Below are 26,906 nucleotides of genomic sequence, written 5' to 3' on the forward strand. Positions count from 1 at the left end.
ACCGAAAAAGGTGGGGTTCGTCATCAATCTGAAAGCAGGCTATTAGCCTGCTTTTTTATTGCTTGAGAGAAAGCTGCCTTAAATAATAACTGTGATCTAAGTCTGGTTTTTACTCGCTGGGGCGTGGTCGGATACTCAAGTACGAATTTCTCTACTGTTGGGGGCTAGCGGAATACATGATAAAGGGAGGGAAAGTAGCCCAAAATTCATGATAAACAAGTGTATTTGGGAGATTTTCAGTATTAAAACTAATCAATTTACCGTCTTTCGCACAAAATCTGGTCAAACGATTTAAAAAAATAAAAATAGTGTTGACTCGATCGCTCGAATCCGTAGAATGCATCCCGTACCCAAGAGAGTATTGCTCGAAAGGGTGGTGAAAGAAGTTAATCTTCCTTCACAAATGAGGCGCCTTGGCAGAGTGGCTATGCAGCGGATTGCAAATCCGTGGACCTCGGTTCGACTCCGGGAGGCGCCTCCATTATTCTTTTGAGAGTGAATAGCTTTCGAGAATAAATGCGACACTAGCTCAGTTGGTAGAGCGCAACCTTGCCAAGGTTGAGGTCACGAGTTCGAACCTCGTGTGTCGCTCCAAATAAAAATGATATGGCATTAAGCGGTATCAGATGATGGTGTTTTACTTTTCTGTAAAGGCATCACAAAGAAATTTGTGTGCCCTGGTGGTGGAATTGGTAGACACAAGGGATTTAAAATCCCTCGACGTTCGCGTTGTGCCGGTTCAAGTCCGGCCCGGGGCACCATCTCAAATCTGCGACACTAGCTCAGTTGGTAGAGCGCAACCTTGCCAAGGTTGAGGTCACGAGTTCGAACCTCGTGTGTCGCTCCAGATTCGGAAAGCCCAGCATTTATGCTGGGCTTTTTCGTTTCTATCGATTCAATTTCAATTAACTCAGTTTTCTCATCCCTTGAGCTTCGCACCACTGATTAGAACCTGTTTCTCACATCTTCAATATTAGCCTTATTATTTCCTAAGTTTACCTTCGCTGCTGCCTTACTCTTTCTTTGGGCATTTCAGATGTTCCACTTCTGACGCTAATTTCTGCGATAGATATCAATATTACGGATAAACGTTTGCTGTGATTGTGATCTCAATCAATATGCAACCTGTGAAAACATATTGCCAGAGGATTTTAGTTTGTGATAAATTCGCGCGCAATCTCGGAGCGTATTATTACGACTTTGATTCTCTGGGGGATACGCGTAGTGAACATTCAAGCTGATTGTGACACTACGTAGGGTAGGTATCGGCAAAGCCATTTGTCGATAGACGGGATACTAGTGCTGTAAGAAACAGCATGTTAATGGGAAACCCAACATTGAAACCTTTAAACAAACACACACTAATCAGCTTCATACTGCCGAAATGTCCTGTTTTACAAAACGGGTGCATTACGGAACCTTGATTACTCCCCAAACAAAGTAAAAGTCACGCTCGTCGTGACGGGTTATCTGTATTTGTCATTTAATCGATGACGAATGCGGAGGTGTATCTATATCTCCTGTTATTTAATACTAACGAGAATAAATACAGGAAAGAGAATTATTATAATTCAAGGGATTATGTAGTATGAGCACTGCCTTTGAAGTCGATAACACTATCGCAAATTACTTTTCCTCCCAGGTTCCAGTTGTTGAAGGAACGTATGATTTAACGCCTGATCAAGTTCTTATCGAACAAGCAGAGCATGAATCTGAGGTGCGTTCTTACCCACGCCGCTTGCCGATCGCAATTAAACAAGCTTACGGCTGTTTGGTTGAAGACACGCGCGGTCAAATCTTTCTAGATTGCCTTGCGGGCGCGGGTACGTTGGCTTTGGGTTATAACCACCCAGAGATTAACCAAGCACTAAAAGAACAATTGGATTCTGGTTTGCCTTACCAGACTCTGGATATCGCAACGTCTGCGAAAACGCATTTCATCAAGTCTGTTAAAGGCTTTTTACCGCAAGAGCTGAGCGACAACTATGTGATTCAGTTTTGTGGCCCTTCTGGTGCAGACGCGGTTGAGGCAGCTATCAAACTGGCCAAACAAACCACTGGTCGTAACACCATGTTTGCTTTCCGCGGTGCCTACCACGGTATGACAAATGGTACCATGGGCATGATGGGCAATCTGGGTACCAAAGCTCGCCGTACTGGCTTGATGTCAGACGTACACTTTATGCCATTCCCATACAGTTTACGCTGCCCGTTTGGTCTAGGCGGAGACGAAGGCGCAAAAGCGAGCATTCGTTACATCGAGCGCCTATTGAATGACGATGAAGCCGGTATCATGAAGCCAGCAGCAATCATTGTAGAGCCAGTACAAGGTGAGGGTGGTGTTATCCCAGCTCCTGCATTCTGGCTACGTGAGTTGCGCCGCATCTGTGATGAGCACGGTATCCTTCTGATCTTTGATGAAATTCAATGTGGTGTGGGTAAATCTGGTTACAACTTCGCATTTGAAGAAGCGGGCATTGTTCCTGATATTTTGTGTTTGTCTAAAGCTATCGGTGGCGGCTTGCCGATGTCGCTACTTGTGATCAACAAGCAACACGATACATGGAAGCCAGGTGAACACACCGGTACTTTCCGTGGTAACCAACTAGCGATGGTATCAGGTGCGAAAGCACTAGAAATCATCCAGCGCGACAACCTTGTTGAGCATGCAAACGTTGCAGGCCAGTACCTTCGTTTTGGTCTTGAGAGCATTCAAAAACGCGTTAACTGTATCGCGGATGTTCGCGGTAAAGGCTTAATGCTGGGTGTAGAAATTAAGAATCCAAACGGCGAACTAAATAAGTTCGGCGAGCCTTTGTCGGATGGCCAACTTACTCTAGATATTCAACGCGCGGCACTTGAACGTGGCTTGATGGTAGAAAAGGGCGGCCGTGACGGCTCTGTGATTCGTTTCCTTCCACCACTTATCATCTCTTTCGAGCAAATTGACTTTGCCCTCCGAGTATTGGAAGACGCCATTATCGCGGCGGGTGGTAGCCACGTTGAAACAGACCCACAAGAAGAGTGGAAGAAGCACTTCATTCAAACCGGTGAGCTTGGTGGTGCTGAGTTTGCGTCTGTGATGAATCACATGACTGCAGCAATGAAGTCAGTGTTTGAGCAGGTGAATTCACCATACTCGGGAATGGATCCTAAATTGCTGGAAGCGGCGATTAACGCGGTCGATCTGGACAACAAAAACGCATCGCTAAAATCAGTGATTGATGAATCAGCAGAGCTTGTTGCGAAGAATGCGATTTTCACTCAGCACCCTGATTGTATTGCTCACCTGCATACGCCTCCTCTCATGCCTGCGGTAGCAGCAGAAGCCATGATTGCAGCGTTGAACCAATCAATGGATTCATGGGATCAAGCATCGTCTGCGACTTACGTTGAGCAGAAGGTAATTAACTGGCTTTGTGACAAATACGAGCTTGGTGATAAGGCGGATGGCATCTTCACTAGCGGCGGTACACAAAGCAACCAGATGGGCTTAATGCTGGCGCGTGACTGGATTGCAGACAAGCTAAGCAACCACTCAATCCAAAAGCTCGGTCTTCCTGATTACGCAGACAAACTGCGCATTGTGTGCTCTAAGAAATCACACTTCACGGTTCAAAAGTCAGCATCTTGGATGGGGTTAGGTGAGAAAGCCGTGATGACCGTCGATGCGAACGCTGACGGCACAATGGACATTACTCAGTTAGATCACGTTCTAACGCAGGCAAAAGCAGAAGGTTTGATTCCATTCGCAATTGTTGGCACAGCGGGTACGACTGATCACGGTGCAATTGACGATCTAGATTTCATTGCTGATATGGCAGCGAAACACGAAATGTGGATGCACGTGGATGGCGCTTACGGTGGCGCATTGATTCTTAGCAGCCACAAATCACGCCTGAAAGGTGTAGAGCGTGCACACTCGATCAGTGTCGACTTCCACAAACTGTTCTACCAAACAATCAGCTGTGGCGCGTTGCTGGTGAACGACAAGTCTAACTTTAAGTTCCTGCTTCATCATGCTGACTACCTAAACCGTGAACATGATGAGCTACCAAACTTGGTGGACAAATCTATCGCAACGACGAAGCGTTTTGATGCATTGAAAGTCTTTATGACGATGCAAAACGTGGGTCCTAAAGCGCTGGGCGATATGTACGATCACTTATTGGTACAAACGCAGCAAGTTGCTGACATGGTTCGCAACCACGAGCAGTTTGAACTTCTCGCTGAACCAGCACTTTCTACGGTTCTATTTCGTGCAACAAACGTCCGCGCAACAAATGCATCTGCAGATTTAGATGAGCTGAACAAAGCACTGCGTCTAGAAGCGTTGACTCGCGGTATTGCAGTTCTTGGTGAAACCATCGTTGATGGTAAGACCGCTCTTAAATTTACGATTTTGAATCCTTGTTTGACGACAGCGGACTTTGAATCTTTGCTCTTGAAAATCAACACGCTAGCAGTTGAGCTAGTTTAATAAAGGTAACGGAAAACTATGGCAGTTCTACAGATTGGTGCAGGCGGCGTTGGCTGGGTTGTTGCACATAAAGCAGCACAAAACAACGACGTTCTGGGTGATATCACAATCGCATCACGTACTATTGGTAAGTGTGAGAAGATCATCGAATCGATTCAGAAGAAAAACAACCTGAAAGATTCAGCTAATAAACTAGACGCGCGTGCAGTGAATGCTGACGACGTAGATTCTCTGGTTGCTCTTATTGAAGAAGTAAAACCGGATCTAGTGATTAACGCGGGTCCTCCGTGGGTTAACATGCCAATCATGGAAGCGTGTTACCGAGCAAAAGTTTCATACTTAGATACATCAGTAGCGGTTGACCTATGTTCTGAAGGCCAACAAGTACCAGAAGCTTACGACTGGCAATGGGGCTACCGTGAGAAGTTCGAAGAAGCGGGCATCACAGGTATCCTAGGCGCTGGCTTTGATCCAGGCGTAGTATCGGTATTCGCAGCGTACGCAGTGAAACATCTGTTTGATGAGATCGATACGATTGACGTTATGGACGTGAACGCGGGCGACCACGGTAAGAAGTTTGCGACCAACTTTGACCCAGAAACGAATATGTTAGAGATTCAAGGTGATTCATTCTACTGGGAAAACGGCGAGTGGAAACAAGTACCTTGTCACTCTCGTATGCTAGAGTTCGATTTCCCGAACTGTGGTTCACACAAAGTGTACTCAATGGCGCACGATGAAGTTCGCTCAATGAAAGAGTTCATCCCTGCGAAACGCATTGAATTTTGGATGGGTTTCGGTGACCGTTACCTAAACTACTTCAATGTAATGCGTGATATCGGCCTATTGAGCCCAGATCCGCTAACGCTACACGATGGTACAGTCGTTCAACCTCTACACGTACTAAAAGCGATGCTGCCAGACCCAACGTCTCTTGCTCCAGGCTACACTGGCCTAACGTGTATCGGTACTTGGGTTCAAGGTAAGAAAGACGGCAAAGAGCGTAGCGTGTTTATCTACAACAACGCAGACCACGAAGTGGCTTACGAAGATGTAGAACACCAAGCGATCTCTTACACTACAGGTGTGCCAGCAATTACAGCCGCGCTGCAATTCTTCCGTGGCGAATGGGCAGACAAAGGTGTGTTCAATATGGAACAGCTAAATCCAGACCCGTTCCTAGAAACGATGCCAACTATCGGCCTTGATTGGCATGTTCAGGAATTAGAAGCAGGTCAAGGTTTGCCGCTGATTCACGAACTGAACAAATAAGTTTAACGTCAAACTTATTTAGATAACTCGAGCAGTCATGGTGAAAAGCCGTGGCTGCTTTTGTCGTATTTGAGGTTAACCCCTCCCAGCCTCCCCTTAAAAAGGGGAGGAGCAAAGACAGGCCGAGCTTAGTTTCAAATCTTCCACCTTTAAAAGGGGGGAAGCTGAGGCAAACCGAGTACAGTTTCCACTTTCCTTTGTAAGGAGAAGAACAGAGACTTACTGGGTGTAGCTTCAATCTTTCCACTTTTTTGGCAAGAGTAGAGGTGGCTTGGTTTAATCCTCCCCCTTTCTAAGAGGGAGTTAGAGGGGGTTAATCGTTGATAAATGGTTAGTTATGAGTAAAAAGCAACTGAAAACCCCGTACTTCATGATCAATGAAGACAAGTTGGTTGAGAATCTAGAGAAGGCAAAGCAGTTAAAAGACATCTCTGGTGTGAAGCTAGTATTGGCGCTGAAATGCTTCTCAACATGGGGCGTATTCGACATCATTAAGCCTTACTTAGACGGCACAACCAGTTCTGGTCCGTTTGAAGTGAAACTTGGCTATGAAACTTTCGGCGGTGAGACTCACGCATACAGCGTGGGTTACAGCGAAGATGATGTCCGTGAAGTTGCCGATATCTGTGACAAGATGATCTTCAACTCTCAGTCACAGTTGGCGGCATACCGTCATATTGTTGAAGGCAAAGCGTCGATTGGCTTGCGCTTAAACCCAGGTGTGAGCTGCGCAGGTCAAGACTTAGCGAACCCTGCTCGTCAGTTCTCTCGTCTTGGCGTACAAGCAGACCACATCAAGCCGGAAATCTTCGATGGCATTGATGGCGTGATGTTCCACATGAACTGTGAAAACAAAGACGTCGATGCGTTTATTGGCTTGTTGGATGCCATCTCTGAACAGTTTGGTGATCATTTAGATAAGCTTGATTGGGTAAGTATGGGCGGCGGCGTGTTCTTCACATGGCCGGGCTATGACATTGAGAAGCTAGGCTTAGCACTAAAAGCTTTCTCCGAGAAGCACGGTGTACAAATGTATTTAGAGCCAGGCGAAGCCATCATTACCAAGACCACGGACCTTGTGGTTACCGTAGTGGACGTCGTAGAAAACGTGAAGAAGACGGCGATTGTGGATTCTGCAACGGAAGCGCACCGCTTAGACACGCTTATTTACAATGAGCCCGCGTCAATTCTGGAAGCCTCTGAAAACGGCGAGCACGAGTACGTGATTGGTTCTTGCTCTTGCCTAGCGGGTGACCAGTTCTGCGTGGCGAACTTCGACCAACCGCTTGAGATCGGCCAACGTCTACATATTCTAGATAGCGCGGGCTACACCATGGTTAAGCTGAACTGGTTTAACGGTCTGCGTATGCCTTCGGTATACTGTGAACGTTCAAACGGCGAGATTCAAAAACTGAACGAGTTTGATTACTCAGATTTCAAACGTTCGTTGTCTCAATGGACAGTGAAGTAACCACCAAATTGTCCAAGACAAAACGAAAAAGAGCAGCATAACGCTGCTCTTTTTATTGGATGAAAGAATAGGAACAGCGCGTTAACCTTCCACAATAACACGCGTATCTTCGCTTAGTGCTTCTAGCTCATTCGCTACGTCATCAATGCCCAACTCACTTGGTAACTTAATCGCCATTTTTGCACTGAACAGACTTGAGCTAACACCGCCGCCGCCAGCAATAAACACACGTTGGCAGTCCATATCGAGAATAGAGATGCCTTGTCCGTCTAGGACATGAGTGATTTCATTGACGATACCAGCTCGGTCGTTTGCATCCAGACGCAATTGAAAAACCGTCTCCTCTGAGTGAGCATGCGGTTCTGAATCAACAAATCTCACCACCAATGTTTGGCAAGCTGAGAACGCCTCTTTAACGATATCTACGTTCTTTTCAGGAAGTTCAACCTTGATAACACCAGCGACCTGGTCCTCAATAAAGTTCACTTTACTGATTAACCATTTGCCGTCGTTTTCATGTGTAACCGCTGCTAACTGTTTAATGGTTGCGGGTGATGCTTGACCAACAAAATTAACGATAAACACTGTGTTCATAATGTCCCCTCCCGGAATAAGGTTTGGGTGCGGCACGGTTAGACGTATCGCTATAGTTATTTGAGCTTAAGGTTCAAGAACTTAAGTATTGGTATTTTTCTCGTAATTTCAGTGTAGGTGCAGGAGGAGGGTTAGGTTTGACAGAGGTCAATTTTTCACACTAATTCGTGATGCAAATAATGAAAACTATGCTGAGGACACAAAAAAGCAGCCCGTAGACTGCTCTTTAAATGCTTGGCTTTAGAAGGTTACCTTCATTTCAAAACCGTAGAAGACGTTGTCGTAGCTTGCGCCAGCATCCATCGCGAACTTTGCGGCGTCTTGGTTACCGAACCATGGTGATGAGCTGAATTGGAATTCTGCACTGCCTCCCCAAGCATCCGATACCCAGTAGTGGATATGGCCAACAGGGTTTAGGAAAAACAGGGAAACATCGCCCATTGTCTCTGACCCCATCACTTCGCCACCACCTGCAATAATATCTTGTTCAGCTGTTAGCATCATCTCACCAACCACGGCACCAAAGAATGGGGTAATAAACAAGTCTTGCCATGATGGAATTTCTGCAAATGCTTCTACCCCGTATTCCCAAAAGAACGTCGACATGGTCGCAGAATACAAGAAGGATTCGAACTCGTTATAGCCAGCATGACGTGCAGCCGTATAGTAAACACCACCAAAATAAGGGTGCATGACATAGTTTAGAAAGTGTTCATCACGATCCCAAACTGGACCGCTTGAAACGTTGTCTTTCCATTTGCTACCAAGCTTACTCATGTCACGATCTTCGTCGTCCCATTTCGTAATGCTTTCAGGTAGTAGAGTCATCAAACCTACGGTGGCGATACTCAAACCAAGAATGGTGTAAGTTTGCCCCATTAAGTAATCCCAATCTTTGTCTTTAGGGACGATAAGGTGTTTTGGTTGAAGACCTGCGTCGAGGTTTAAAGAGTCATCATTATCCAGACCCATAGCGAAACTACGATTTTGTGGCTCGAAGCTATACAGAGTGGTTGTTTCGCAGTAACCTGACAAGCAATCAGGCGTGTAAGAAAACTCAATATGGTTACTCATATCGTACTGGCTAGCATTTGCTGAAGCAGATGCTGTCAGAACAAGACCACTTAGCGTTTTCTTGAACATGGATGATTTTGACACAGAGGTCTCCGAGTTGTTTGTTTGATGATCGGGCTCACAATTATCCCTTAAAAGAACAGCCATTTAAATACTTGACCTACATTTAATCTCAACAATTTGACTAAGAGATTAGTCTAATAAAAAGAAAACGATATAGGCACAATGTCGAAAAAAAGTGAATTTTGCCTATTTCCAGGAGTCAGTTGTGAAAATTGCGATGCTTAGTACCGGAGAAGAAGTGCTTCACGGTGATATTGTTGATACGAATGCAGCTTGGTTGTCGAGCTTGTTTTATCAACATGGATTTGGCTTAACCAAGCGCTCGACGGTCGGAGATAAACAGTCGAGCCTTATTGAAGAATTTCTCATGCTTAGCTTTAACAACGATGTTGTTATTGTTAATGGAGGTTTGGGCCCAACTACAGATGACATGAGCGCCGCGGCAGCGGCAAAAGCCGCCGAATGTAAGTTAGTACTGTTCAAAGATTGGTTAGAGAATCTGGAGTCGATGTACGCTCGTCGTGGTATCCCAATGCCAGACAGCAACCTCAAGCAAGCGATGTTGCCAGAGACGGCAGAAATCGTAGATAACCCAATCGGTACCGCTTGTGGTTTTAAGATGCTGGTCAATGATGCGGTTTTCTATTTTACTCCTGGTGTGCCAAGTGAATTTAAGTTGATGGCAGAGGCGCAGATTCTGCCTGATTTAAAAAAACAGTTTCCTGAAATCGAAAGCTCGTCATGCAGTCGAATTTATACCTTTGGTCTCTCTGAATCTGGTATTTCTGACAAGCTCGATCAAATGAAATTGCCGCAAGGTTATGAGCTTGGCTACCGCTCTTATTTGCCTTTTATCGAAGTGAAGCTGTTTGGGCCATCTAATCAACTAGAGCAGCGTATGAAGCTCATGCAGCTCATTCACAAGCACCTTGAGAGCAACACGGTGAGCGTTGACACACCAATGGTTGAGCACGTCGGCCACTTGCTGGTGGAGAAAGGGTTAACCTTATCGGTTTCTGAGAAGAGCAGTGCAGGGCATTTAACTTATTGGCTCAATGGCGATGAGAACGTCGAAAAACAATTTGGACATGGATGGGTGCTCTCAGCGCAGAGCCAAACCATTACTGATGAAGGTGATCCGTTAGCGGCGACGTTTGCGCTGGCGGGGGCGACGCGTGAGAAGTGTGGTACTGATTTAGCGTTAGTCACAGGTAAGCTTGATGAGGGCGTTTTCTCTGTCGCACTTTCCACTTCAACGGGAGAGTGGGGCGCGTTGTATAAGTTATCGAGAAAATACCAACGTGACGACCAAGTGAAAGTCATCAGCGCGGCGGCACTAGATATGCTACGTCGTTATTTGGAACGCAAGCCAATGTCTGCACAATACGCTTTCTTAGAGAAAGTCAAAGAAATGCACATTCCAAGTAGTGCGCTTTAGGCTAATGGCAGACTGCCCAATTTACATAGCAAAAAGCCAAGACGATTGTCTTGGCTTTTTTGTATTTGTTAGAGCTAAGCTTATGCGCGTTTTTCTTTCATCGCATAGTTTACGCCACTAAGCGAAACACTGGATTTCGCTTTGCAAATACAAGGCAGAATCTCATCTGGCTGAGTGTAAGCCATTGCAAAACCTACATACTCTACTTCACCAGATTCTAACTTGCAGCGACAAGCACCACAGTGGCCGTCTCGGCAGTTATATTCTGGTAACAGTCCAGCTTGCTCCATCGTCTCCAAAATAGTATTGGATGGGTTAGACTCAATGCTGACGAGTTTGTTGATTTTGATGCTTGGCATTACAGCTCAAATCCTTCGAAGTCGTCTGCGCTTACTTCGTTGTCAATTTGACCAACAAGGTAAGAAGAAATCTCTGCTTCTTGTGGCGCTACTTGAACGTTATCCGATGACAACCAAGCGTTGATCCATGGGATAGGGTTCGTTGTTGCTTCTGGGTATGCCATTGGTAGACCTACCGCTTGCATACGGATGTTGGTGATGTACTCAACGTATTGGCTCAGGATATCTTTGTTCAGACCGATCATTGAACCGTCTTTAAATAGGTACTCTGCCCATTCTTTTTCTTGCTCAGCCGCTTCTTTGAAAAGATCAAAACAGTCTTGTTTTGCTTCTTCAGCGATTTGCATGAATGTGAAGTCATCTTGGCCGTTGCGTAGCAAGTTGATCATGTGTTGCGTGCCGTTCAGGTGAAGGGCTTCATCACGTGCGATCAGCTTGATGATTTTCGCGTTACCTTCCATCAACTCGCGCTCTGCGAAAGCGAATGAACAAGCAAAACTTACGTAGAAGCGGATGGCTTCTAGTGCGTTTACTGACATCAAGCACACGTACAATTTCTTCTTCAAGTCGTACAGGCTAACTTTAACCGTTTCGCCATTCAGAACGTGCTCGCCTTCACCGTAGCGGTGGTAGTCATTTGTCGCTTGGATTAGGTCATCGTAGTAGTGTGCGATGTCTTTTGCACGCTTAAGGATGTGCTCGTTTTCAACGATATCATCGAATACCACACTTGGATCATTCACGATGTTACGGATGATGTGTGTGTATGAACGAGAGTGGATCGTTTCAGAGAAAGACCAAGTCTCGATCCAAGTTTCTAGCTCTGGCAAAGAAACAAGCGGAAGTAGTGCTACGTTCGGGCTACGACCTTGGATTGAATCTAGAAGCGTTTGGTACTTCAAGTTTGAGATAAAGATGTGCTTCTCATGATCTGGTAGCTTGTTGTAATCGATGCGGTCGCTTGACACGTCAACTTCTTCTGGACGCCAGAAGAAAGACAATTGTTTTTCGATTAGCTTTTCGAAAATTTCGAATTTTTGTTGGTCATAACGAGCAACGTTCACGGATTGACCAAGGAACATTGGTTCCTTTAGCTGGTCATTTTTGTTCTGGTTAAAAGTACTGTAAGCCATAATGCCTCAATTCCTTTTAGACCTCCCCAAGAGGGGAGGCGTTCGATAGTCTGTTTTTACGGATTGTTCAGTGGGGAAGATTAAATCTTACAACCGCCGCCTGCACAATCGTCATCTTGTGGTTGAACTGCGTCTTTCTGGTCGTCTTTCGCGCCATCACGAGTGTTATGGTAGTAAAGTGTCTTCACACCAAACTTGTACGCAGTTAGCAGGTCTTGAAGAAGCTTCTTCATTGGAACCTTGCCAGTTTCGTAACCTGATGGGTCGTAGTTTGTGTTAGCTGAGATCGCTTGGTCAACGAATTTCTGCATGATACCCACAAGATGCAAGTAACCGTCGTTAGAACCGATGTTCCAAAGCAGCTCATAGTTGTCTTTCAGCTCAGTGAAATCAGGCACAACTTGCTTCAGGATACCGTCTTTCGATGCTTTTACTGATACATAACCACGTGGTGGCTCAATACCATTTGTTGCGTTTGAAATTTGAGAAGAAGTCTCTGATGGCATCAGCGCAGTCAGTGTTGAGTTACGTAGACCGTGTTCAACGATTTCTTTGCGTAGACTATCCCAGTCGTAATGGAGTTCTTCTTCACAGATAAGATCGATGTCTTTCTTGTAAGTGTCGATTGGCAATAAGCCTTTCGCGTAGTTCGTTTCGTGGAACGAAGGACACTTACCTTGTTCTTTCGCAAGTGCTACCGATGCTTTCAATAGGTAGTATTGAATCGCTTCGAATGTACGGTGCGTTAGACCGTTTGCGCTACCGTCAGAGTATTTAACACCGTTCTTCGCTAGGTAGTATGCGTAGTTGATAACACCAACGCCCAGCGTACGACGGTTCATTGTCGACTTGTATGCTGCTGGTAGTGGGTAATCTTGGTAATCAAGTAGTGCATCTAGTGCACGGACTACAAGTTCAGATAGCTCTTCGAAATCATCAAGAGATTTGATTGCACCAAGGTTGAACGCAGAAAGCGTACATAGTGCGATCTCGCCTGAGTCATCTTCAACGTTCTTCAGAGGCTTAGTTGGCAGTGCGATCTCTAAACATAGGTTTGATTGACGAACTGGCGCGACTTCTGAGTCGAACGGGCTGTGAGTGTTACAGTGGTCTACGTTCTGAATGTAGATACGACCCGTTGATGCACGCTCTTGCATTAGCAGAGTGAACATTTCAATCGCTTTAACGGTCTCTTTCTTGATTGAAGGATCGTTCTCGTATTTCACGTATAGACGTTCAAATTCTTCTTGGTTTTCGAAGAATGCGTCATATAGGCCTGGTACGTCAGATGGTGAGAACAGCGTGATGTTGCCACCCTCTACCAAGCGTTGGTACATCAGTTTGTTTAACTGAACACCGTAATCCATGTGACGAACACGGTTCTCTTCAACACCACGGTTGTTCTTAAGAACCATCAGTGAACGAGCTTCACCGTGCCATAGTGGGTAGAACACCGTCGCAGCACCACCACGAACACCACCTTGAGAACAACATTTCACTGCAGTTTGGAAGTATTTGTAGAATGGGATACAACCAGTGTGGAATGCTTCACCACCACGGATTTCAGAACCTAGCGCACGGATACGACCTGCGTTGATACCGATACCAGCACGTTGAGATACATAACGTACGATTGAGCTTGCGGTTGCGTTGATAGAATCAAGGCTATCACCACACTCGATCAGCACGCATGAGCTGAACTGACGAGTAGGAGTACGTACACCAGACATGATCGGTGTAGGTAGAGAAATCTTAAATGTCGATGTCGCATCGTAGAAACGCTTGATGTAATCAAGGCGTGTTTCTTTCGGGTAATTTGCGAACAGACAAGCTGAAACTAGGATGTATAGGAACTGAGCACTTTCGTAGATCTCGCCAGATACACGGTTCTGTACGAAGTACTTACCTTCTAGCTGTTTTACAGCAGCGTAAGAGAAGTCTAGATCGCGTTTGTGGTCTAGGTACGCATCAAGTTCGTCTAGTTCTTCTTTTGTGTAGTCTTCCAGAATGTGCTGATCGTACTTACCCATATCAATAAGACGAGCTACGTGATTGTATAGCGTTGGCGGCTCGTATTGGCCGTATGCTTTTTTACGTAGGTGGAATACCGCTAGGCGAGCAGCTAGGTATTGGTAGTCCGGTGTTTCTTCTGAAATCAGGTCTGCGGCAGACTTGATCATCGTCTCATGGATATCTGACGTGGTGATGCCGTCGTAAAACTGGATGTGAGCACGCAGTTCTACTTGAGATACTGAAACGTTGTTAAGACCTTCGGCAGCCCAAGTGATAACGCGATGGATTTTTTCCAGATCGATAGTTTCTTTACGGCCATCACGCTTGGTGACGGTAAGTTGTTGGTTCATTCTGCTTTATTTCCCTAAGAAAACTGATAAAAGCCGTGTTTTTGTTTGTTTATGTGCAAAACTTGTAAAAGTTGCGGCGGCTTTGTGATCAAAGTCTATCTATATATTGTAGCTTAAACACAACATATAGGGGTTAATTTGTTTTCGAGTTACAAGATAGTGCTGTTACCCCAATTTTTCAAGGCACAGGTTTGGGATGACTTGTGGATAACTAACAAAATAAAAAAAAATCAGTAAGTGAACACTAACCGATGAGAAAAGGGCGGACTTGAATGGGGAAAATTACGTTTTTCAGATCGGTTCATAAATAACCGCATGTAAAAATATTTTCCTTGATCTTTGATAGTTTTTGTCTGTTAAAAATAGATTGGTCAAAATGGAATCTAGAGCACTATTTTTATACAGAATATGACAAAAAAAGCGGTGCATTTATGCTACCGCTTTTCACTTAATTTCATATTTTAATGAAAGGATATCTCTTGGCGAGATGGTGACATTATCAATACTTCTGAGTGTGCACGATGTAGTTTACATCCACATTACGGCCTAGTTTGTAACTGTCGTTTAGCGGGTTGTAATGTAAGCCGGTGATGCCCATTTCTGTTAGGTCAGTTTGGTCTATCATCTTCATCATTTCTGCTGGCTTGATGAACTTTTCATGGTCGTGCGTGCCTTCAGGAACAATCTTCAACAGCTTTTCTGCGCCCACGATCGCAAATAGGTAAGATTTGATGTTGCGGTTTAGAGTAGAGAAGAACACATGGCCGCCAGGCTTTACGAGTGCCGCGCATGAACGGATAACCGAAAGCGGGTCTGGCACGTGCTCCAGCATTTCCATGCAAGTGACGACATCGTAAGACCCTGCATTTTCTTCTGCATGGTCTTCGATCGTGCTTTGGATGTAAGTCAACTTGGTGCCTGTTTCAAGCGCATGAAGACGAGCAACTTCGAGAGGCTCTTTACCCATATCTAGCCCGGTAACGACTGCGCCTTCTTTTGCCATACTCTCGGCAAGAATGCCACCACCGCAGCCAACATCGAGCACTTTCTTCCCAAACAGGCCATCGGCTTTGTCTAGGACATAGTTCAAGCGAAGCGGGTTAATTTGGTGAAGAGGTTTGAATTCGCCCTCTAAATCCCACCAACGAGAAGCCATCTCTTCGAATTTCTTAATTTCACTAGGGTCGACGTTTTGTGCTTTAGTCATGATAGTTATATCGCTTCGCTAATAGTCCTTTGGAAGGCGAGATTATACTCCAATGGTACGATACGTTAAAACTGCTTCTTTTCTCACAATCGCTACAGGGGAGATTTTTGAACGACGTTGGTGGAAATATAGTCAGTTTTCAGAAAGATATGGGATGAATGTGCAAATTCTCTTCATTTAACTCATAACGAAGCTCACAACCTGATAAAAGGAGCGGGAAAGTGATGCCCCGTTGATGAATTGTGTGTTATATTTTTGCACCTTACACGTATCGTAATTACGATCAGATAATAGAGGGATAATGGCTCTATGAGCGATTTAGCTAAAGAGATCACGCCCGTAAACATTGAAGATGAGCTTAGAGGTTCATACCTAGACTACGCGATGTCAGTAATCGTGGGTCGTGCTCTTCCAGATGTGCGTGATGGCCTAAAACCAGTACACCGCCGCGTTTTATTCGCGATGAACGTACTAGGCAACGATTGGAACAAACCATATAAAAAATCAGCCCGTGTTGTCGGCGACGTAATCGGTAAATATCACCCACACGGTGATAGTGCTGTGTACGACACAATCGTACGTATGGCTCAGCCGTTCTCACTTCGTTACATGCTGGTCGATGGTCAAGGTAACTTTGGCTCGATCGATGGCGACTCTGCTGCGGCAATGCGTTATACCGAAGTACGTATGGCGAAAATTGCCCACGAGCTTCTGGCTGACCTAGATAAAGAAACCGTGGACTACGTACCTAACTACGATGGTACGGAGCAAATCCCAGCGGTTCTTCCAACGAAAATTCCTAACCTATTGGTAAACGGTGCTTCTGGTATCGCGGTAGGTATGGCAACCAACATCCCGCCACACAACCTTGGCGAAGTGATCGATGGCTGTCTTGCGTTCATCAATAATGAAGAAATCACCATTGATGAACTGATGGATTACATTCCTGGTCCTGATTTCCCAACGGCAGCGCTTATCAGCGGTCGTAAAGGCATCGTAGACGCGTACAAAACTGGTCGCGGCAAAATCTACATGCGTTCAAAAGCGGACATCGAAGTGGAGAAGAATGGTAAAGAAACCATCATCGTCACTGAAATCCCTTACCAGGTAAACAAAGCTCGCTTGATCGAAAAGATCGCTGAGCTAGTGAAAGATAAGAAAGTAGAAGGCATCAGTGCACTACGCGACGAGTCGGATAAAGACGGTATGCGTATTGTTATTGAATGTAAGCGCGATGCAGTGGGTGAAGTGGTTCTAAACAACCTTTACGCACAAACTCAGCTTCAAACGACTTTCGGTATCAACATGGTTGCGTTAAACAACGGCCAGCCACAGCTATTTAACCTAAAAGATATGTTGAAGTGCTTCGTTGACCACCGTCGTGAAGTTGTAACTCGTCGTACTATCTTCGAACTACGCAAAGCGCGCGAGCGTGCTCATATCCTTGAAGCATTGTCTCTTGCTCTTGCAAACATCGATGAAGTTATTGAGTTGATCAAAAACGCACCAACACCAGCAGAAGCAAAAGTTGGCTTGGTATCGCGTGGTTGGGATCTTGGTAACGTAGCATCAATGCTTGAGCGTGCTGGTACTGATGCAGCTCGTCCAGAATGGCTAGAAGATCAATACGGTATCCGTGATGGTCTGTACTACCTAACTGAGACTCAAGCGCAAGCAATCCTAGAACTTCGTCTACACCGCCTAACCGGTCTAGAGCACGAGAAGATTCTTGATGAATATAAAGCACTTCTAGAAGAAATTGCAGAGCTAATGCATATCCTTGCAAGCACTGAGCGTCTAATGGAAGTGATCCGCGAAGAATTAGAAGCAGTTCGTGATAGTTACGGTGATGTTCGTCGTACAGAAATCACAGCAGCAACCCATGACATTGACATGGAAGAGCTGATTGCTCGTGAAGACGTCGTTGTGACTCTGTCTCACGAAGGTTACGTTAAGTACCAAATTCTAAGCGACTACGAAGCTCAGCGTCGTGGTGGTAAAGGTAAGAGTGCAACGAAGATGAAAGATGAAGACTTCATCGAGCGTCTACTTGTTGCAAATACTCACGATAACATCCTATGTTTCTCTACTCGTGGTAAGACTTACCGTCTGAAAGTTTACCAATTGCCGCATGCAACTCGCACTGCTCGTGGTAAGCCAATCGTAAACATCCTTCCGCTAGAGGAAGGCGAGCGTATTACTGCAATCCTTCCTGTTGATGAGTTCTCTCCAGAGAAATTTATCTTCATGGCAACGGGTGACGGTACGGTTAAGAAGACACCTCTGAACCAGTTTGCAAACGTACGTTCAAACGGTCTAATCGCTGTTAACTTACGTGATGATGACTCGCTAATTGGTGTTGATATCACCAACGGCGATAGCGACATCATGCTGTTCTCTAAAGCAGGTAAAGTGGTTCGCTTTAGCGAAGACAAAGTACGTGCAATGGGTCGTACAGCGGCGGGTGTTCGCGGTATGAAGTTAGCAGACGATGACCAAGTGGTTTCTCTGATCGTTCCATCGAACGAAGGCGACATCCTAACCGTTACTCAAAACGGTTATGGTAAACGTACTGAACTAGCAGAATACCCAACGAAAGGTCGTGCAACTCAGGGCGTTGTGTCTATCAAGGTTTCTGAACGTAACGGTCCAGTAGTTGGTGCGGTACAAGTAGAAGAAGGCGACGAGATGATGATGATCACCGACGCTGGTACTCTAGTTCGTACACGTGTTGCAGAAGTTAGCCAAGTTGGTCGTAACACTCAAGGTGTGACTCTGATCCGTACAGCAGAAGACGAATCAGTGGTTGGTCTACAGCGTATCGATGAAGTTGAAGAAGTTGAATTGCCTGAAGGCGAAGAAGCAGCGGAAACGACAGAAGCGAATGCAGAGCAACAAGCACCTGAAGCGCCAAAAGCAGACGACGCAGAAGAAGGCTCTGAAGAAGAATAATTTTCACCTTCATCGCTAAATGTGAAAGCCGAGCGAAATGCTCGGCTTTTTTGTATTTGTATCACCGCAATTCAAATCATAAACCAGTAAACTGTGCGTATATTCTCCGATAGGTCGTGTTATGTCTGTTTGGTTTTTTGTTGCCATTACGTTGATGGGTTTGTTCATCGTCTTGTTGTCCTTGAGCGCGTCTCGAATAAAACCGGCAAAATGGTTTGGTTTTTGCGTATTAGTTTTCGTTCTGACGACCGCCGGCTTTTTGCTATTTCGACAACCGCCACCACCGCCGATTCAAGCCGAAATGTCACGCATGATGACCACTCGCGACATCATGGAAGAGATTCAAACCCAACTTCGGGAGGAGCCTAATAATGCCGAGCTTTGGTTCCAGCTAGGGCAGGGTTATTTGCTCGAAGGAGAGTTTGATGGTGCACTTATTTGTTTCGACTACGCGATCCAATTGACTGACCCAGTCAGTGCTACTCAGCTTGCCGCCAAAGCGACGACCTTGTATTACATTCATAAGCAAGCAATGACGGATGAAGTGGGTTTGTTGCTTGAACAAGCGCTACAACTTGAACCTCACAATGAAGCGGCTTTGTCTTTGATCGCAAATGACCATTTTTTGTCATTCCGCTTTCAGGAAGCCATTGATACTTGGGTACTATTATTAGATTCTAATGATCCAAACTTAGATAGAGTGCAAATCATTCGCTCTATCAACAAAGCAAAAGAGCTGTTGTAGGCGTACAATTTAATAAGCTGTAGAGGGAAAGGTGGGCAACGAATGAAAAATAAAGCACTGAGCATATTGGTTTTGCTGTGCGGCTCTATATTGGCGGGTTGTAGCTCTTCCGATCATTCTGGCTCTTCCTCTTCGGTTTATTATTCTTCAGGTTACTATGATCCTTGGTGGTACGATCATGACGACTACTGGATTTATTACTACCCGGGTTGTTGCGACAACGACGATGAATATAAAGAGAAGCTCGAAGAATGGTGGAATGGCTTAGATGAAGACCAACAGCAATCGATTAAAGACAAGGTAGAAGATTGGAAGGACGATGATATGTCCGCCAATATTGACAATATGAAGAGTCAGTTAGACGACCATTGGCAATCGCTTCCTGAAGAAAAAAAGCAGGAGATTCAAACCAAGTGGGAAAACCGTCCGGAGCGTATTGAGCCTGCAGCTTTACAAGACAAAGCCGTGAAAGAAAAGGTTCAACAAAGAAAAGCATTACCGGAAACGAAAATCCAGCGACCAGTTGCTCGCCCAAATGTGCAGATGCCTAAAGCACGTCCAAATATCCAAGCTAGGCCGAGGCTTCCTCGTCGCTAGTGAATCTAATTTTTATCTCTCGATAAGATTGAGGATGAAGAAATAAAGAAAGGGGCGTACTGTGCGCCCCTTGTCGTATCTATTTAACCATATCTGTTAGTTTAATTAGTACGTGGCTTCGCGTTCGGCTGCAGCCTTATCCCAATCTGGAGCAATGGTTTCCAAGAAGTCTTTCTTATCGGCGTTCATTTTCTCCATGTCCATACCGAGTGCTTGTTGCGCTTTCGCTTTAGTGGAGATGTCCGGGATCTGTACTGGTTCGGTAATGCCTTTCTTCGCAAGTAGACGAACAAGTTTAGTACGCGCATCCGCAGCGCGGTCAACGGCGGTACCGAGCACTTCGAGCGCAACTTCAGGTGCATGCATGTGGACACCGTGAGACGCTATTGCATAGTCCCAACGCCATTGTGCGTGACGGATGTCTTGTAAGATTGGTTGCATTTCTTCTTCTGTTGCACCGGCATCCCAAGCCGCTCCTGCTTCAAAGTGTGCAGCAACGATTTGTTTCTCGGCGGTTAGCTTCATGTTCAGTACTTGCGCCTTACGTGTTGAAACGATGCCCTGTAGTTGCTCTTTTGTTTGAGTGTGGCATTGCGCGCACGTATCATCAAAGCGATCAAATGGGTTTCCGACTTTATGATCGGTATACACAGTGCCATCTTCTTTGGTTACTTTCGGCATGTGGCAGTCTACACAAACTACTTTGTTCTTACCGTGGATGCCTTCTCGCCAAGTTTCGTAACCAGGGTGTTGTGCTTTTAACATGGGTGCTTTAGAAACGGCATGCGTCCAATCTTTGAAGTTTAGTGCGTCGTAATATTTCTCCATGTCGTTTACTGAAGTACCCATATCCCAAGGGAATTTCACCGCTTTCGTTGGGCCTGTGAAGTAGTATTCAACGTGGCATTGTGCACAAACAGAGGCTTGTTGATCGAGGCGGGATTGTTCATCAAATTTTTTGCCAATCGTATCAAAAGCTCGCTCAACATACGGGCGAGTGACCGCAAGTGCTGGCTCGCCATTTTTGAACTCCTCAGAGCGAGTATCGTGACAGTCAGAGCAGCCAATAGGATTTACGATTTCTGAGCCCAAGCGTGCCCATTTTCCCTCGAAATACCCATCTTCACCTCGTTCATCAATCACACGTGCGACATCTGGGCTCTTACAGCTCCAACACGCCATTGGCATGGGACCTGATTTTTCATCGGTGGGAGCGCCAGTGCGAAGTGTTTGACGAACATCATCGAGAGCGTAAAAGTGCCCGCGAGCCTTGTTGTAGTCTTTAGCGAAGCCATAGCCAGCCCAAAGAATGACCATATTAGGGTCTTCTCCAAGTGCATCTTCAATATGTTCGCTTTCAGATGTCGCTTTCCAAGAATGGTATTGGTCAGGGTGGTTTTGTTCGAAGGCGTCATTGCGTGGATCGATGAGACCTTTATCTTCCGCCGCCAACGGAGCGCCGACCAAAAATAATTGGCTGGCGAATAAGGTCGCAACCGCGATAGGTGTGCTCATCCAGTGTTTTATGCTCACGGTGTTATCTCCATATTCATTTTTATTAGCAGCGTTGTGAGAAGCTATTCCAAATAAGAATCGGAGATCTACTGTTTATAATATGGCTTAATTAAATAGATGAAATAGTGAGCGGAACTTGTTTTGTTTTAGATCAATTTATACCAGTGATCTCAATCATGTTTGAATTTATATACCCCTAAAGGGGTAGTTATTAATGCTTTGTTTGATAAGGGGTTAGCTTTTAACCATTTTAAAAATAGGGTGATTAAGCTCGCTTTTTGAACGGTTGTCTCTACCTCTTATGAATAATAGAGGTATTATAAATATAGGTTTAGCGTTGTGGCTTTCTGAAATAAGAATTGATGTCATTTGAAGATGTTAAAAATATCTTCAGAGGAAATTAATTGTCGCTCAAATAAATAATTGAGAATAATTATCACTTATTTAAGAGCTAAGGAAAGAAAATATGGGCAATATAAAATTGGCCATAGAGACAATGTTGAAACTTCTCTTCATCTTTGCCGTCTATGGTTTTTCCATCGCCGCCCATGCGACTTCTTCAGAGCCTGTTGAAGGTGTTCAAACCGAGCGCCATCAAGTCGAATTAACCCGTGACAGAGACTATAAATGTCTCCAGTGTCATAAGGACGCCAAAGATACTCTGAATCTATCGCATGACCCGCAAGCGCTATTAAACCAGGGCAAACAGCTCAACTGCACGAATTGTCATAGTAATATCGGACCCGATCACCGTGAAGGTGCTTCGGAGGTGATTAAGTTCTCCGCAGCACAATCTAAAGCCGTTCACGATAAAGTCTTTCTTGATCCAAGTTTAATCCTTAAAGCCAATAGTCAGTGTGTGGATTGTCATACACCGTTGAAGTTACGTGAAAGTCACTGGACGCATGATGTACACGCGAAAAACCTGACGTGTTCAAATTGTCATGATGTGCATGCTGCGAAAGCCAAAGCGCTGGCATACGACCGTAAAGAACTGATTAAGCAATGTGTCGACTGTCACTCTGAATTTGCCATCGAGCCTGAACTCGCAAAAGAGGAGGAGAGATAGCATGAAATGTTCTAGAAGAAATTTCTTAGCCGGTAGCGGCGCACTGATTTTGACCACAGGCGTTGCAGGCACTTCCGTTGTTAGCTCCTCTCTTTATGCGAGCAACAGTGAACAAGCGAAGCGCATGGGTATGGTTCATGATGAAAATGCCTGCATTGGCTGTACCGCTTGTACCGATGCTTGTCGCGAAGTAAATAAAGTCCCTGAAGGCGTGACGCGACTTAAAATTCATCGCAGTGAACCGATTGGCGAATTCCCAGATGTGGAATACCAGTTTACTCGCGAATCCTGTCAGCACTGTGAGAACCCACCATGTGTTTACGTTTGTCCAACAGGCGCTGCATACAAAGATGAAGCGACAGGCATCGTGGATGTACACAAAGAGAAATGTGTAGGATGTGGTTATTGCCTTGCCGCTTGCCCTTACCAAGTGCGCTTCTTTAATCCAGTCGATCACTCTGCGGATAAATGTAACTTCTGCCGTGATACCAACCTAGCGCAAGGTAAGCAGCCAGCTTGCGTGGAATCTTGCCCAACAAAAGCACTCATCTTTGGTGATTTAAATGACCCAACTAGCGAGGTGAGCAAAGCCATCGAAAGCCATGTTGTCTATCGCGATAAATCGCATTTAGGTACGCAACCTAAACTGTACAAAATTCCGCATAGCAAAGGGGAGGTGTCATCATGAACGGCTTCGAAAGTGCATTCCACTTTGACTCGTTAGTCTGGGATTGGATCATCGCGATTTACTTGTTCCTTGCTGGGATGTCAGCAGGTGCAGTGATGATTTCTATCTATCTAAAACGTAAAGTCATCGAGGGTGACCCAGCAAATAACGGCATCATGAAGGCTATGGCTTGGTTGGCGCCATTTGGTATCATTGCTGGTTTGGTTATTCTGATTTTCCACCTAACTAAACCGCTAGAGTTTTGGAAGATCATGATTTATTACAATCCGACTTCCGTGATGTCGATGGGCGTTATCCTGTTCCAAGTGTACATGATTGTGTTGTTTGCCTGGGTCGGCGTAATTTTCCGCCATCCAATCATCAACTTCTGTGAAGGAAAGCTGCCAAGTAAGCTACTGGACTTTGTTGATGGTCTGCTTATTAAGTTAGGTAAAGGCAACAACGCCATAGAACTTTTTCTGGGATTCTTAGCGATAGTCTTAGCTGCATACACCGGCTTCTTACTGTCTGCATTGAAGACCTACCCAATGCTTAACAACCCAGTGCTGCCTATTTTATTCTTGTTCTCGAGCTTGTCTTCTGGCGCAGCGGCTTGCTTGATGTTCGGAATTCTCGTCTTTAAAGAACCGACTAGCAGCCCGAGCGTGTCTTGGGTTCACGGGTTTGAACGCCCAGTGGTGTTGTTCGAATTGTTCGTATTGGTGACATTTTTCACGGGCTTAATCTTCAGTGGAGGGCAAAATGAAGCGGCTGCGTGGAACGCGATATCCAGTGGCTTTTGGGCGCAGTGGTTCTGGGTTGGTGTAGTACTAATAGGTATGCTAACACCTCTTACCATGAACTGGCTGATACCTTCAGAAGTGCGCCATAAAGGCAGCTATGTCTTTGTCGTTACCACTTTGAGCTTGGTCGGTGTACTCATGTTACGTACGTTCATCCTTTATGCAGGCCAAATGACGGTTGTATAAGGAGGTTAAATGGAAGCTGAATTGGGTTTTTTCTTACTGATATTGGTGGTCATGGCGTCTAGCAGCGCAGCATTGTTGCACTGGTTTCGACGTGCTATCGGAAAGAACGTGGCGTTACAACATCAAGTTGCCGCGTCGCACATCATCAGTTTAGCTTCCGTTATCTGTCTATTGCTTCTTGTTCTTTGTTTCATTAAAGACAACTTCGCTCTTGAATATGTCGTAGCTCACTCCAATAGCCAATTGCCAGTCGCTTTTAAGGTTGCTGCCGCATGGGGAGGGCATCAAGGCTCGATGCTGTTTTGGGTGGTGACGCTTAGCGTGTGGGCGTCATTTATTGCGTTCAAATCACCTATTAGTACGCAATATACAGGTGACTGCTTAGGTATCATGAACGTGTTAATAGCCGTCTTTGCTTGGTTCACACTAACAACTTCTAACCCCTTTGAATACGCTCAAGTCCTAGCTACAGAAGGACGAGACTTGAATCCGATGTTGCAAGACATTGGCCTTATTATTCATCCACCACTGCTCTATTTAGGTTATGTCGGTTATGCCGCGATATTAGCCTTTGCTTTAGCTGCTTTGCTGGGTAAACGTCCTCTGAGTGAATGGTACGGGATTGCTCGTCGTGCCGCTTTCTTTGCTTGGGGGACACTCACTGTCGGTATTTTGGTTGGCTCTTGGTGGGCTTACAACGAGTTAGGGTGGGGCGGTTGGTGGTTCTGGGACCCAGTAGAGAACGCTTCATTATTACCATGGTTAACCGGAACCGCACTGTTGCACAGCGGAGTTTTAGCTCAAAGACATAAAAGTGCTCTATGGAGTACCTATGCATTGGCATTTGCGACTTTTAGCTTGAGTATTTTGGGAACATTCATTGTGCGCTCTGGCGTTCTTACCTCAGTGCACGCTTTTGCGGTTGATCCAACCAAAGGCTTATTACTGCTGGCGGTGTTGAGTTTGTTGGTCGTGGTCACTTTTGGGATACTTATCGTTCGTGGTGACGGCATCAAAGCTTTTAAGCTAGTTTCTCTTCTTAGCCGAGCATACTTGACCTACGTTGCGATAGGCTTGTTCATCATTATTACAGCGATTGTTTTCTTGGGTACGTTCTACCCGATGGTCTACCAACTGTTAGGACTTGGTAATATTTCCGTTGGTGCTCCTTACTTCAACAGCTTGCTATTCCCATTGTCACTATTAGCATTGGGCGTAATGGCAATTATTCCTTTGCTTAGGTGGCAAAAGGGAGCGGATAAAAATGCTTTTATCTTTGCCTTGATTGCTATGTTGGCAGTGGTGAGCTCTGCTTCCGTGTTTGTTTTCTCGGTTGAAAGCGTGTGTGCAACCAGTTTGATCACGATTATGTTATCTGTGTGGGTTGTGGTCGCCCATTTTTTGCTGATATTAAAATCTGAGGCTAAGGTGACGCTGGTTCCTATGGTAATGGCACATATTGGTTTTGCCCTCGCAGCAAGTGGGGCGGTGATCAACAGTGATTATTCTTATGAATATCATTTGCGAGTTGAGCCTGAGAGCTCGCACCAACGTTCAGACGTGAGTATTGATTATCATGGTATCGAGTGGGTAATTGGTCCAAATTACACCGCAGAACGAGCGAGTATTTATCTTCATTTGGAAGATGGTCGTACTTTGTCCCTTCAACCGGAAAAACGCCATTATCCAGTTCGAGTTATGAATATGACCGAGCCAGCCATTCGTTCATTGTGGCATGGAGACTACTATGTCACGCTAGGCGATAAAGTAGATTCCAATGCCTATGCAATTAAAATTCAGTATCGAGCCGGTATCTGGTGGATTTGGAGTGGTGGGCTAATCGCAGTATTTGGTGCGTTAATGACACTAGCGAACAAAAGAAAAAAGGTGGCACATGGTGTCGAAGAATACGCTTAAGTTGCTATTTCTTGTTAGCGTTGTGGCTTTGTTTGCTGCTCTTACGGCAACCGCTCTGTCTGACAGGCCCAATGTTGAATTGTCTGAGCAGCGCAAGTTGGTGATTCCTAGCTTTACCTCGATATCATTGCTTTCTGAAAAGGAAGTAAACCAAACCGTGTTTAAAAGCGAAGGTTATAGATTGCTGAATATTTGGGCTTCTTGGTGTGGTATATGCAAAAGTGAGCACGATGAATTACTTCTATTAGCAGAGCAGGGTGTACCCATCATTGGTTTGAATTATCGAGATCAAAAACAAGCCGCTCGTGAATATTTGAGCTTTAAACGAAATCCATATAAAGAGGTGATCAGTGATCCAAATGGAAAGCTTGCTGTTGAACTTGGTGTAATAGGTACACCAGAAACTTACTTGATTGATCAAAATGGAATCGTGTTGATCAAATATCGTGGAGAGCTCACGAAAGATAAATGGAATGATATATTTTCGGAGTATTTTGATGTTTCGATTTAATTATCTATTCGCCTATTTATTGGCTTTTACGTTATTTTCATCTTTAGTGAAAGCGGAAGATGTTAAGCAGAATGTTGATCTATTTGAGTTTCATTCTGTTGAAGTGCAACAACGGGCAACCGCTCTAGCCAAGACATTACGCTGCCCTCAATGCCAAAATCAAAATCTTGTGGAATCAAATGCCCCAGCGGCAAAAGACTTGCGTTTAAAGGTCTACACGATGGTGAATGAAGGGAGTAGTGAACGAGAAGTTAAAGAATATTTGGTTGCTAGGTATGGGAATATCGTTCTTTATCAGCCGCCGTTTAATTATTCCACAGCATTGTTGTGGATCTTTCCTGCGCTATTTTTGATCTTTTTTGTCTTATATTCGATCCGAATGACAAAACGTAATTAATGTGATGATAATTCCACTATTAAAAATAAATTGTGCACATAACAAGCAGAATGTTATGATTTTGCAGAATTTATGAAGGCTCCAGTGAATAGC

The 26,906-nt window shown here is 45.1% G+C and carries 20 protein-coding genes and 4 tRNA genes; 17 read left to right on the forward strand and 7 right to left on the reverse strand.

The window, feature by feature from the left end:
- Nucleotides 1-407 precede the first annotated feature (407 nt).
- From C1S74_RS17035 to nspC, 7 genes are all read left to right on the forward strand, one after another.
- Nucleotides 408-481 (forward strand) — tRNA-Cys (locus C1S74_RS17035).
- Between the two features lie 37 nt (nucleotides 482-518).
- Nucleotides 519-594: transfer RNA gene (locus C1S74_RS17040), tRNA-Gly, on the forward strand.
- Nucleotides 595-674: 80 nt separating this feature from the next.
- Nucleotides 675-761 (forward strand) — tRNA-Leu (locus C1S74_RS17045).
- Between the two features lie 10 nt (nucleotides 762-771).
- Nucleotides 772-847, forward strand: a tRNA-Gly gene (locus C1S74_RS17050).
- A gap of 741 nt (nucleotides 848-1,588) precedes the next feature.
- Nucleotides 1,589-4,480 carry a pyridoxal phosphate-dependent class III aminotransferase gene (locus C1S74_RS17055; RefSeq protein ID WP_045398215.1) on the forward strand — a complete coding sequence of 964 codons (2,892 nt, stop codon included), beginning with the start codon at nucleotides 1,589-1,591 and terminating at the stop codon, nucleotides 4,478-4,480.
- An 18-nt stretch (nucleotides 4,481-4,498) separates the two neighbouring features.
- Nucleotides 4,499-5,752, forward strand: coding sequence for a carboxynorspermidine synthase (locus tag C1S74_RS17060; RefSeq protein WP_045398214.1), 1,254 nt, complete (start codon nucleotides 4,499-4,501; stop codon nucleotides 5,750-5,752).
- A gap of 337 nt (nucleotides 5,753-6,089) precedes the next feature.
- Nucleotides 6,090-7,223 carry a carboxynorspermidine decarboxylase gene (gene nspC / locus C1S74_RS17065; RefSeq protein WP_045398212.1) on the forward strand — a complete coding sequence of 378 codons (1,134 nt, stop codon included), beginning with the start codon at nucleotides 6,090-6,092 and terminating at the stop codon, nucleotides 7,221-7,223.
- 81 nt (nucleotides 7,224-7,304) lie between these two features.
- Here the strand turns inward: nspC and C1S74_RS17070 are convergent, their stop codons facing one another.
- Both C1S74_RS17070 and C1S74_RS17075 read right to left on the reverse strand, forming a co-directional pair.
- Nucleotides 7,305-7,817: a glycine cleavage system transcriptional repressor gene (locus C1S74_RS17070; protein ID WP_045398211.1), complete on the reverse strand. Its 513-nt coding sequence runs from the start codon at nucleotides 7,815-7,817 to the stop codon at nucleotides 7,305-7,307.
- Nucleotides 7,818-8,057: 240 nt separating this feature from the next.
- Nucleotides 8,058-8,960, reverse strand: coding sequence for a DUF3943 domain-containing protein (locus C1S74_RS17075; protein ID WP_045398209.1), 903 nt, complete (start codon nucleotides 8,958-8,960; stop codon nucleotides 8,058-8,060).
- A gap of 199 nt (nucleotides 8,961-9,159) precedes the next feature.
- Between C1S74_RS17075 and C1S74_RS17080 the strand changes: the two genes are divergently transcribed.
- Nucleotides 9,160-10,392, forward strand: coding sequence for a CinA family nicotinamide mononucleotide deamidase-related protein (locus C1S74_RS17080; RefSeq protein WP_045398206.1), 1,233 nt, complete (start codon nucleotides 9,160-9,162; stop codon nucleotides 10,390-10,392).
- 80 nt (nucleotides 10,393-10,472) lie between these two features.
- On the opposite strand, the gene yfaE is transcribed toward C1S74_RS17080, so the two are convergent.
- The 4 genes from yfaE to ubiG all read right to left on the reverse strand — a co-directional run bounded on the left by yfaE (nucleotide 10,473) and on the right by ubiG (nucleotide 15,454).
- The gene (gene yfaE / locus C1S74_RS17085; RefSeq protein ID WP_005443370.1) at nucleotides 10,473-10,751 is read right to left on the reverse strand and encodes a class I ribonucleotide reductase maintenance protein YfaE; all 279 of its coding nucleotides are present in this window, start codon (nucleotides 10,749-10,751) and stop codon (nucleotides 10,473-10,475) included.
- A complete protein-coding gene (gene nrdB, locus C1S74_RS17090; protein ID WP_038871828.1) occupies nucleotides 10,751-11,884 on the reverse strand; it encodes a class Ia ribonucleoside-diphosphate reductase subunit beta in 1,134 nt (377 codons plus the stop codon). Before nrdB ends, yfaE begins: the two co-directional genes overlap by 1 nt.
- 80 nt (nucleotides 11,885-11,964) lie before the next feature.
- Complete coding sequence (gene nrdA / locus C1S74_RS17095) at nucleotides 11,965-14,247, reverse strand: class 1a ribonucleoside-diphosphate reductase subunit alpha (protein WP_038871826.1); 2,283 nt, start codon at nucleotides 14,245-14,247, stop codon at nucleotides 11,965-11,967.
- Nucleotides 14,248-14,746: 499 nt separating this feature from the next.
- Nucleotides 14,747-15,454: a bifunctional 2-polyprenyl-6-hydroxyphenol methylase/3-demethylubiquinol 3-O-methyltransferase UbiG gene (gene ubiG / locus C1S74_RS17100; RefSeq protein ID WP_038871823.1), complete on the reverse strand. Its 708-nt coding sequence runs from the start codon at nucleotides 15,452-15,454 to the stop codon at nucleotides 14,747-14,749.
- Nucleotides 15,455-15,763: 309 nt separating this feature from the next.
- On the opposite strand from ubiG, the gene gyrA reads away from it, so the two are divergent.
- From gyrA to C1S74_RS17115, 3 genes are all read left to right on the forward strand, one after another.
- A complete protein-coding gene (gene gyrA / locus C1S74_RS17105; protein WP_045398204.1) occupies nucleotides 15,764-18,406 on the forward strand; it encodes a DNA gyrase subunit A in 2,643 nt (880 codons plus the stop codon).
- A 121-nt stretch (nucleotides 18,407-18,527) separates the two neighbouring features.
- Nucleotides 18,528-19,151, forward strand: a complete 624-nt coding sequence (locus C1S74_RS17110; RefSeq protein ID WP_045398201.1) for a TPR domain-containing protein — start codon at nucleotides 18,528-18,530, stop codon at nucleotides 19,149-19,151.
- A 42-nt stretch (nucleotides 19,152-19,193) separates the two neighbouring features.
- Nucleotides 19,194-19,748 carry a hypothetical protein gene (locus C1S74_RS17115; protein ID WP_045398199.1) on the forward strand — a complete coding sequence of 185 codons (555 nt, stop codon included), beginning with the start codon at nucleotides 19,194-19,196 and terminating at the stop codon, nucleotides 19,746-19,748.
- Nucleotides 19,749-19,853: 105 nt separating this feature from the next.
- On the opposite strand, the gene nrfA is transcribed toward C1S74_RS17115, so the two are convergent.
- Nucleotides 19,854-21,281, reverse strand: a complete 1,428-nt coding sequence (gene nrfA / locus C1S74_RS17120; protein ID WP_038871812.1) for an ammonia-forming nitrite reductase cytochrome c552 subunit — start codon at nucleotides 21,279-21,281, stop codon at nucleotides 19,854-19,856.
- Nucleotides 21,282-21,729: 448 nt separating this feature from the next.
- On the opposite strand from nrfA, the gene nrfB reads away from it, so the two are divergent.
- The 6 genes from nrfB to nrfF are packed head-to-tail and all read left to right on the forward strand — an operon-like array spanning nucleotide 21,730 to nucleotide 26,813.
- Nucleotides 21,730-22,332 carry a cytochrome c nitrite reductase pentaheme subunit gene (nrfB, locus tag C1S74_RS17125; protein ID WP_045398197.1) on the forward strand — a complete coding sequence of 201 codons (603 nt, stop codon included), beginning with the start codon at nucleotides 21,730-21,732 and terminating at the stop codon, nucleotides 22,330-22,332.
- A 1-nt stretch (nucleotide 22,333) separates the two neighbouring features.
- Nucleotides 22,334-23,020: a cytochrome c nitrite reductase Fe-S protein gene (gene nrfC / locus C1S74_RS17130; RefSeq protein WP_045398195.1), complete on the forward strand. Its 687-nt coding sequence runs from the start codon at nucleotides 22,334-22,336 to the stop codon at nucleotides 23,018-23,020.
- Nucleotides 23,017-23,988 (forward strand): cytochrome c nitrite reductase subunit NrfD, encoded by a 972-nt coding sequence (gene nrfD / locus C1S74_RS17135; RefSeq protein ID WP_045398192.1) that lies wholly within the window; start codon nucleotides 23,017-23,019, stop codon nucleotides 23,986-23,988. The genes nrfC and nrfD overlap by 4 nt, the downstream gene beginning before the upstream one ends.
- Nucleotides 23,989-23,997: 9 nt before the next feature.
- A complete protein-coding gene (locus tag C1S74_RS17140; protein ID WP_045398191.1) occupies nucleotides 23,998-25,905 on the forward strand; it encodes a heme lyase CcmF/NrfE family subunit in 1,908 nt (635 codons plus the stop codon).
- Nucleotides 25,883-26,416, forward strand: coding sequence for a DsbE family thiol:disulfide interchange protein (locus C1S74_RS17145; RefSeq protein WP_045398188.1), 534 nt, complete (start codon nucleotides 25,883-25,885; stop codon nucleotides 26,414-26,416). Before C1S74_RS17140 ends, C1S74_RS17145 begins: the two co-directional genes overlap by 23 nt.
- Nucleotides 26,403-26,813 (forward strand): heme lyase NrfEFG subunit NrfF, encoded by a 411-nt coding sequence (gene nrfF / locus C1S74_RS17150; protein WP_045398186.1) that lies wholly within the window; start codon nucleotides 26,403-26,405, stop codon nucleotides 26,811-26,813. Before C1S74_RS17145 ends, nrfF begins: the two co-directional genes overlap by 14 nt.
- The last annotated feature ends 93 nt before the right edge of the window (nucleotides 26,814-26,906 follow it).

The sequence above is a fragment of the Vibrio hyugaensis genome (assembly GCF_002906655.1).
Lineage (GTDB): Bacteria > Pseudomonadota > Gammaproteobacteria > Enterobacterales > Vibrionaceae > Vibrio > Vibrio hyugaensis.

What these genes read in the sequence shown, in the direction of transcription:
- C1S74_RS17055 (WP_045398215.1), top strand. Translation starts at nt 1,589, where the DNA reads ATGAGCACTGCCTTTGAAGTCGATAACACTATCGCAAATTACTTTTCC.
- C1S74_RS17060 (WP_045398214.1), top strand. Translation starts at nt 4,499, where the DNA reads ATGGCAGTTCTACAGATTGGTGCAGGCGGCGTTGGCTGGGTTGTTGCA.
- nspC (WP_045398212.1), top strand. Translation starts at nt 6,090, where the DNA reads ATGAGTAAAAAGCAACTGAAAACCCCGTACTTCATGATCAATGAAGAC.
- C1S74_RS17070 (WP_045398211.1), bottom strand. Translation starts at nt 7,817, where the DNA reads ATGAACACAGTGTTTATCGTTAATTTTGTTGGTCAAGCATCACCCGCA.
- C1S74_RS17075 (WP_045398209.1), bottom strand. Translation starts at nt 8,960, where the DNA reads ATGTTCAAGAAAACGCTAAGTGGTCTTGTTCTGACAGCATCTGCTTCA.
- yfaE (WP_005443370.1), bottom strand. Translation starts at nt 10,751, where the DNA reads ATGCCAAGCATCAAAATCAACAAACTCGTCAGCATTGAGTCTAACCCA.
- nrdB (WP_038871828.1), bottom strand. Translation starts at nt 11,884, where the DNA reads ATGGCTTACAGTACTTTTAACCAGAACAAAAATGACCAGCTAAAGGAA.
- nrdA (WP_038871826.1), bottom strand. Translation starts at nt 14,247, where the DNA reads ATGAACCAACAACTTACCGTCACCAAGCGTGATGGCCGTAAAGAAACT.
- ubiG (WP_038871823.1), bottom strand. Translation starts at nt 15,454, where the DNA reads ATGACTAAAGCACAAAACGTCGACCCTAGTGAAATTAAGAAATTCGAA.
- gyrA (WP_045398204.1), top strand. Translation starts at nt 15,764, where the DNA reads ATGAGCGATTTAGCTAAAGAGATCACGCCCGTAAACATTGAAGATGAG.
- C1S74_RS17110 (WP_045398201.1), top strand. Translation starts at nt 18,528, where the DNA reads ATGTCTGTTTGGTTTTTTGTTGCCATTACGTTGATGGGTTTGTTCATC.
- C1S74_RS17115 (WP_045398199.1), top strand. Translation starts at nt 19,194, where the DNA reads ATGAAAAATAAAGCACTGAGCATATTGGTTTTGCTGTGCGGCTCTATA.
- nrfB (WP_045398197.1), top strand. Translation starts at nt 21,730, where the DNA reads ATGGGCAATATAAAATTGGCCATAGAGACAATGTTGAAACTTCTCTTC.
- nrfC (WP_045398195.1), top strand. Translation starts at nt 22,334, where the DNA reads ATGAAATGTTCTAGAAGAAATTTCTTAGCCGGTAGCGGCGCACTGATT.
- nrfD (WP_045398192.1), top strand. Translation starts at nt 23,017, where the DNA reads ATGAACGGCTTCGAAAGTGCATTCCACTTTGACTCGTTAGTCTGGGAT.
- C1S74_RS17140 (WP_045398191.1), top strand. Translation starts at nt 23,998, where the DNA reads ATGGAAGCTGAATTGGGTTTTTTCTTACTGATATTGGTGGTCATGGCG.
- C1S74_RS17145 (WP_045398188.1), top strand. Translation starts at nt 25,883, where the DNA reads ATGGTGTCGAAGAATACGCTTAAGTTGCTATTTCTTGTTAGCGTTGTG.
- nrfF (WP_045398186.1), top strand. Translation starts at nt 26,403, where the DNA reads ATGTTTCGATTTAATTATCTATTCGCCTATTTATTGGCTTTTACGTTA.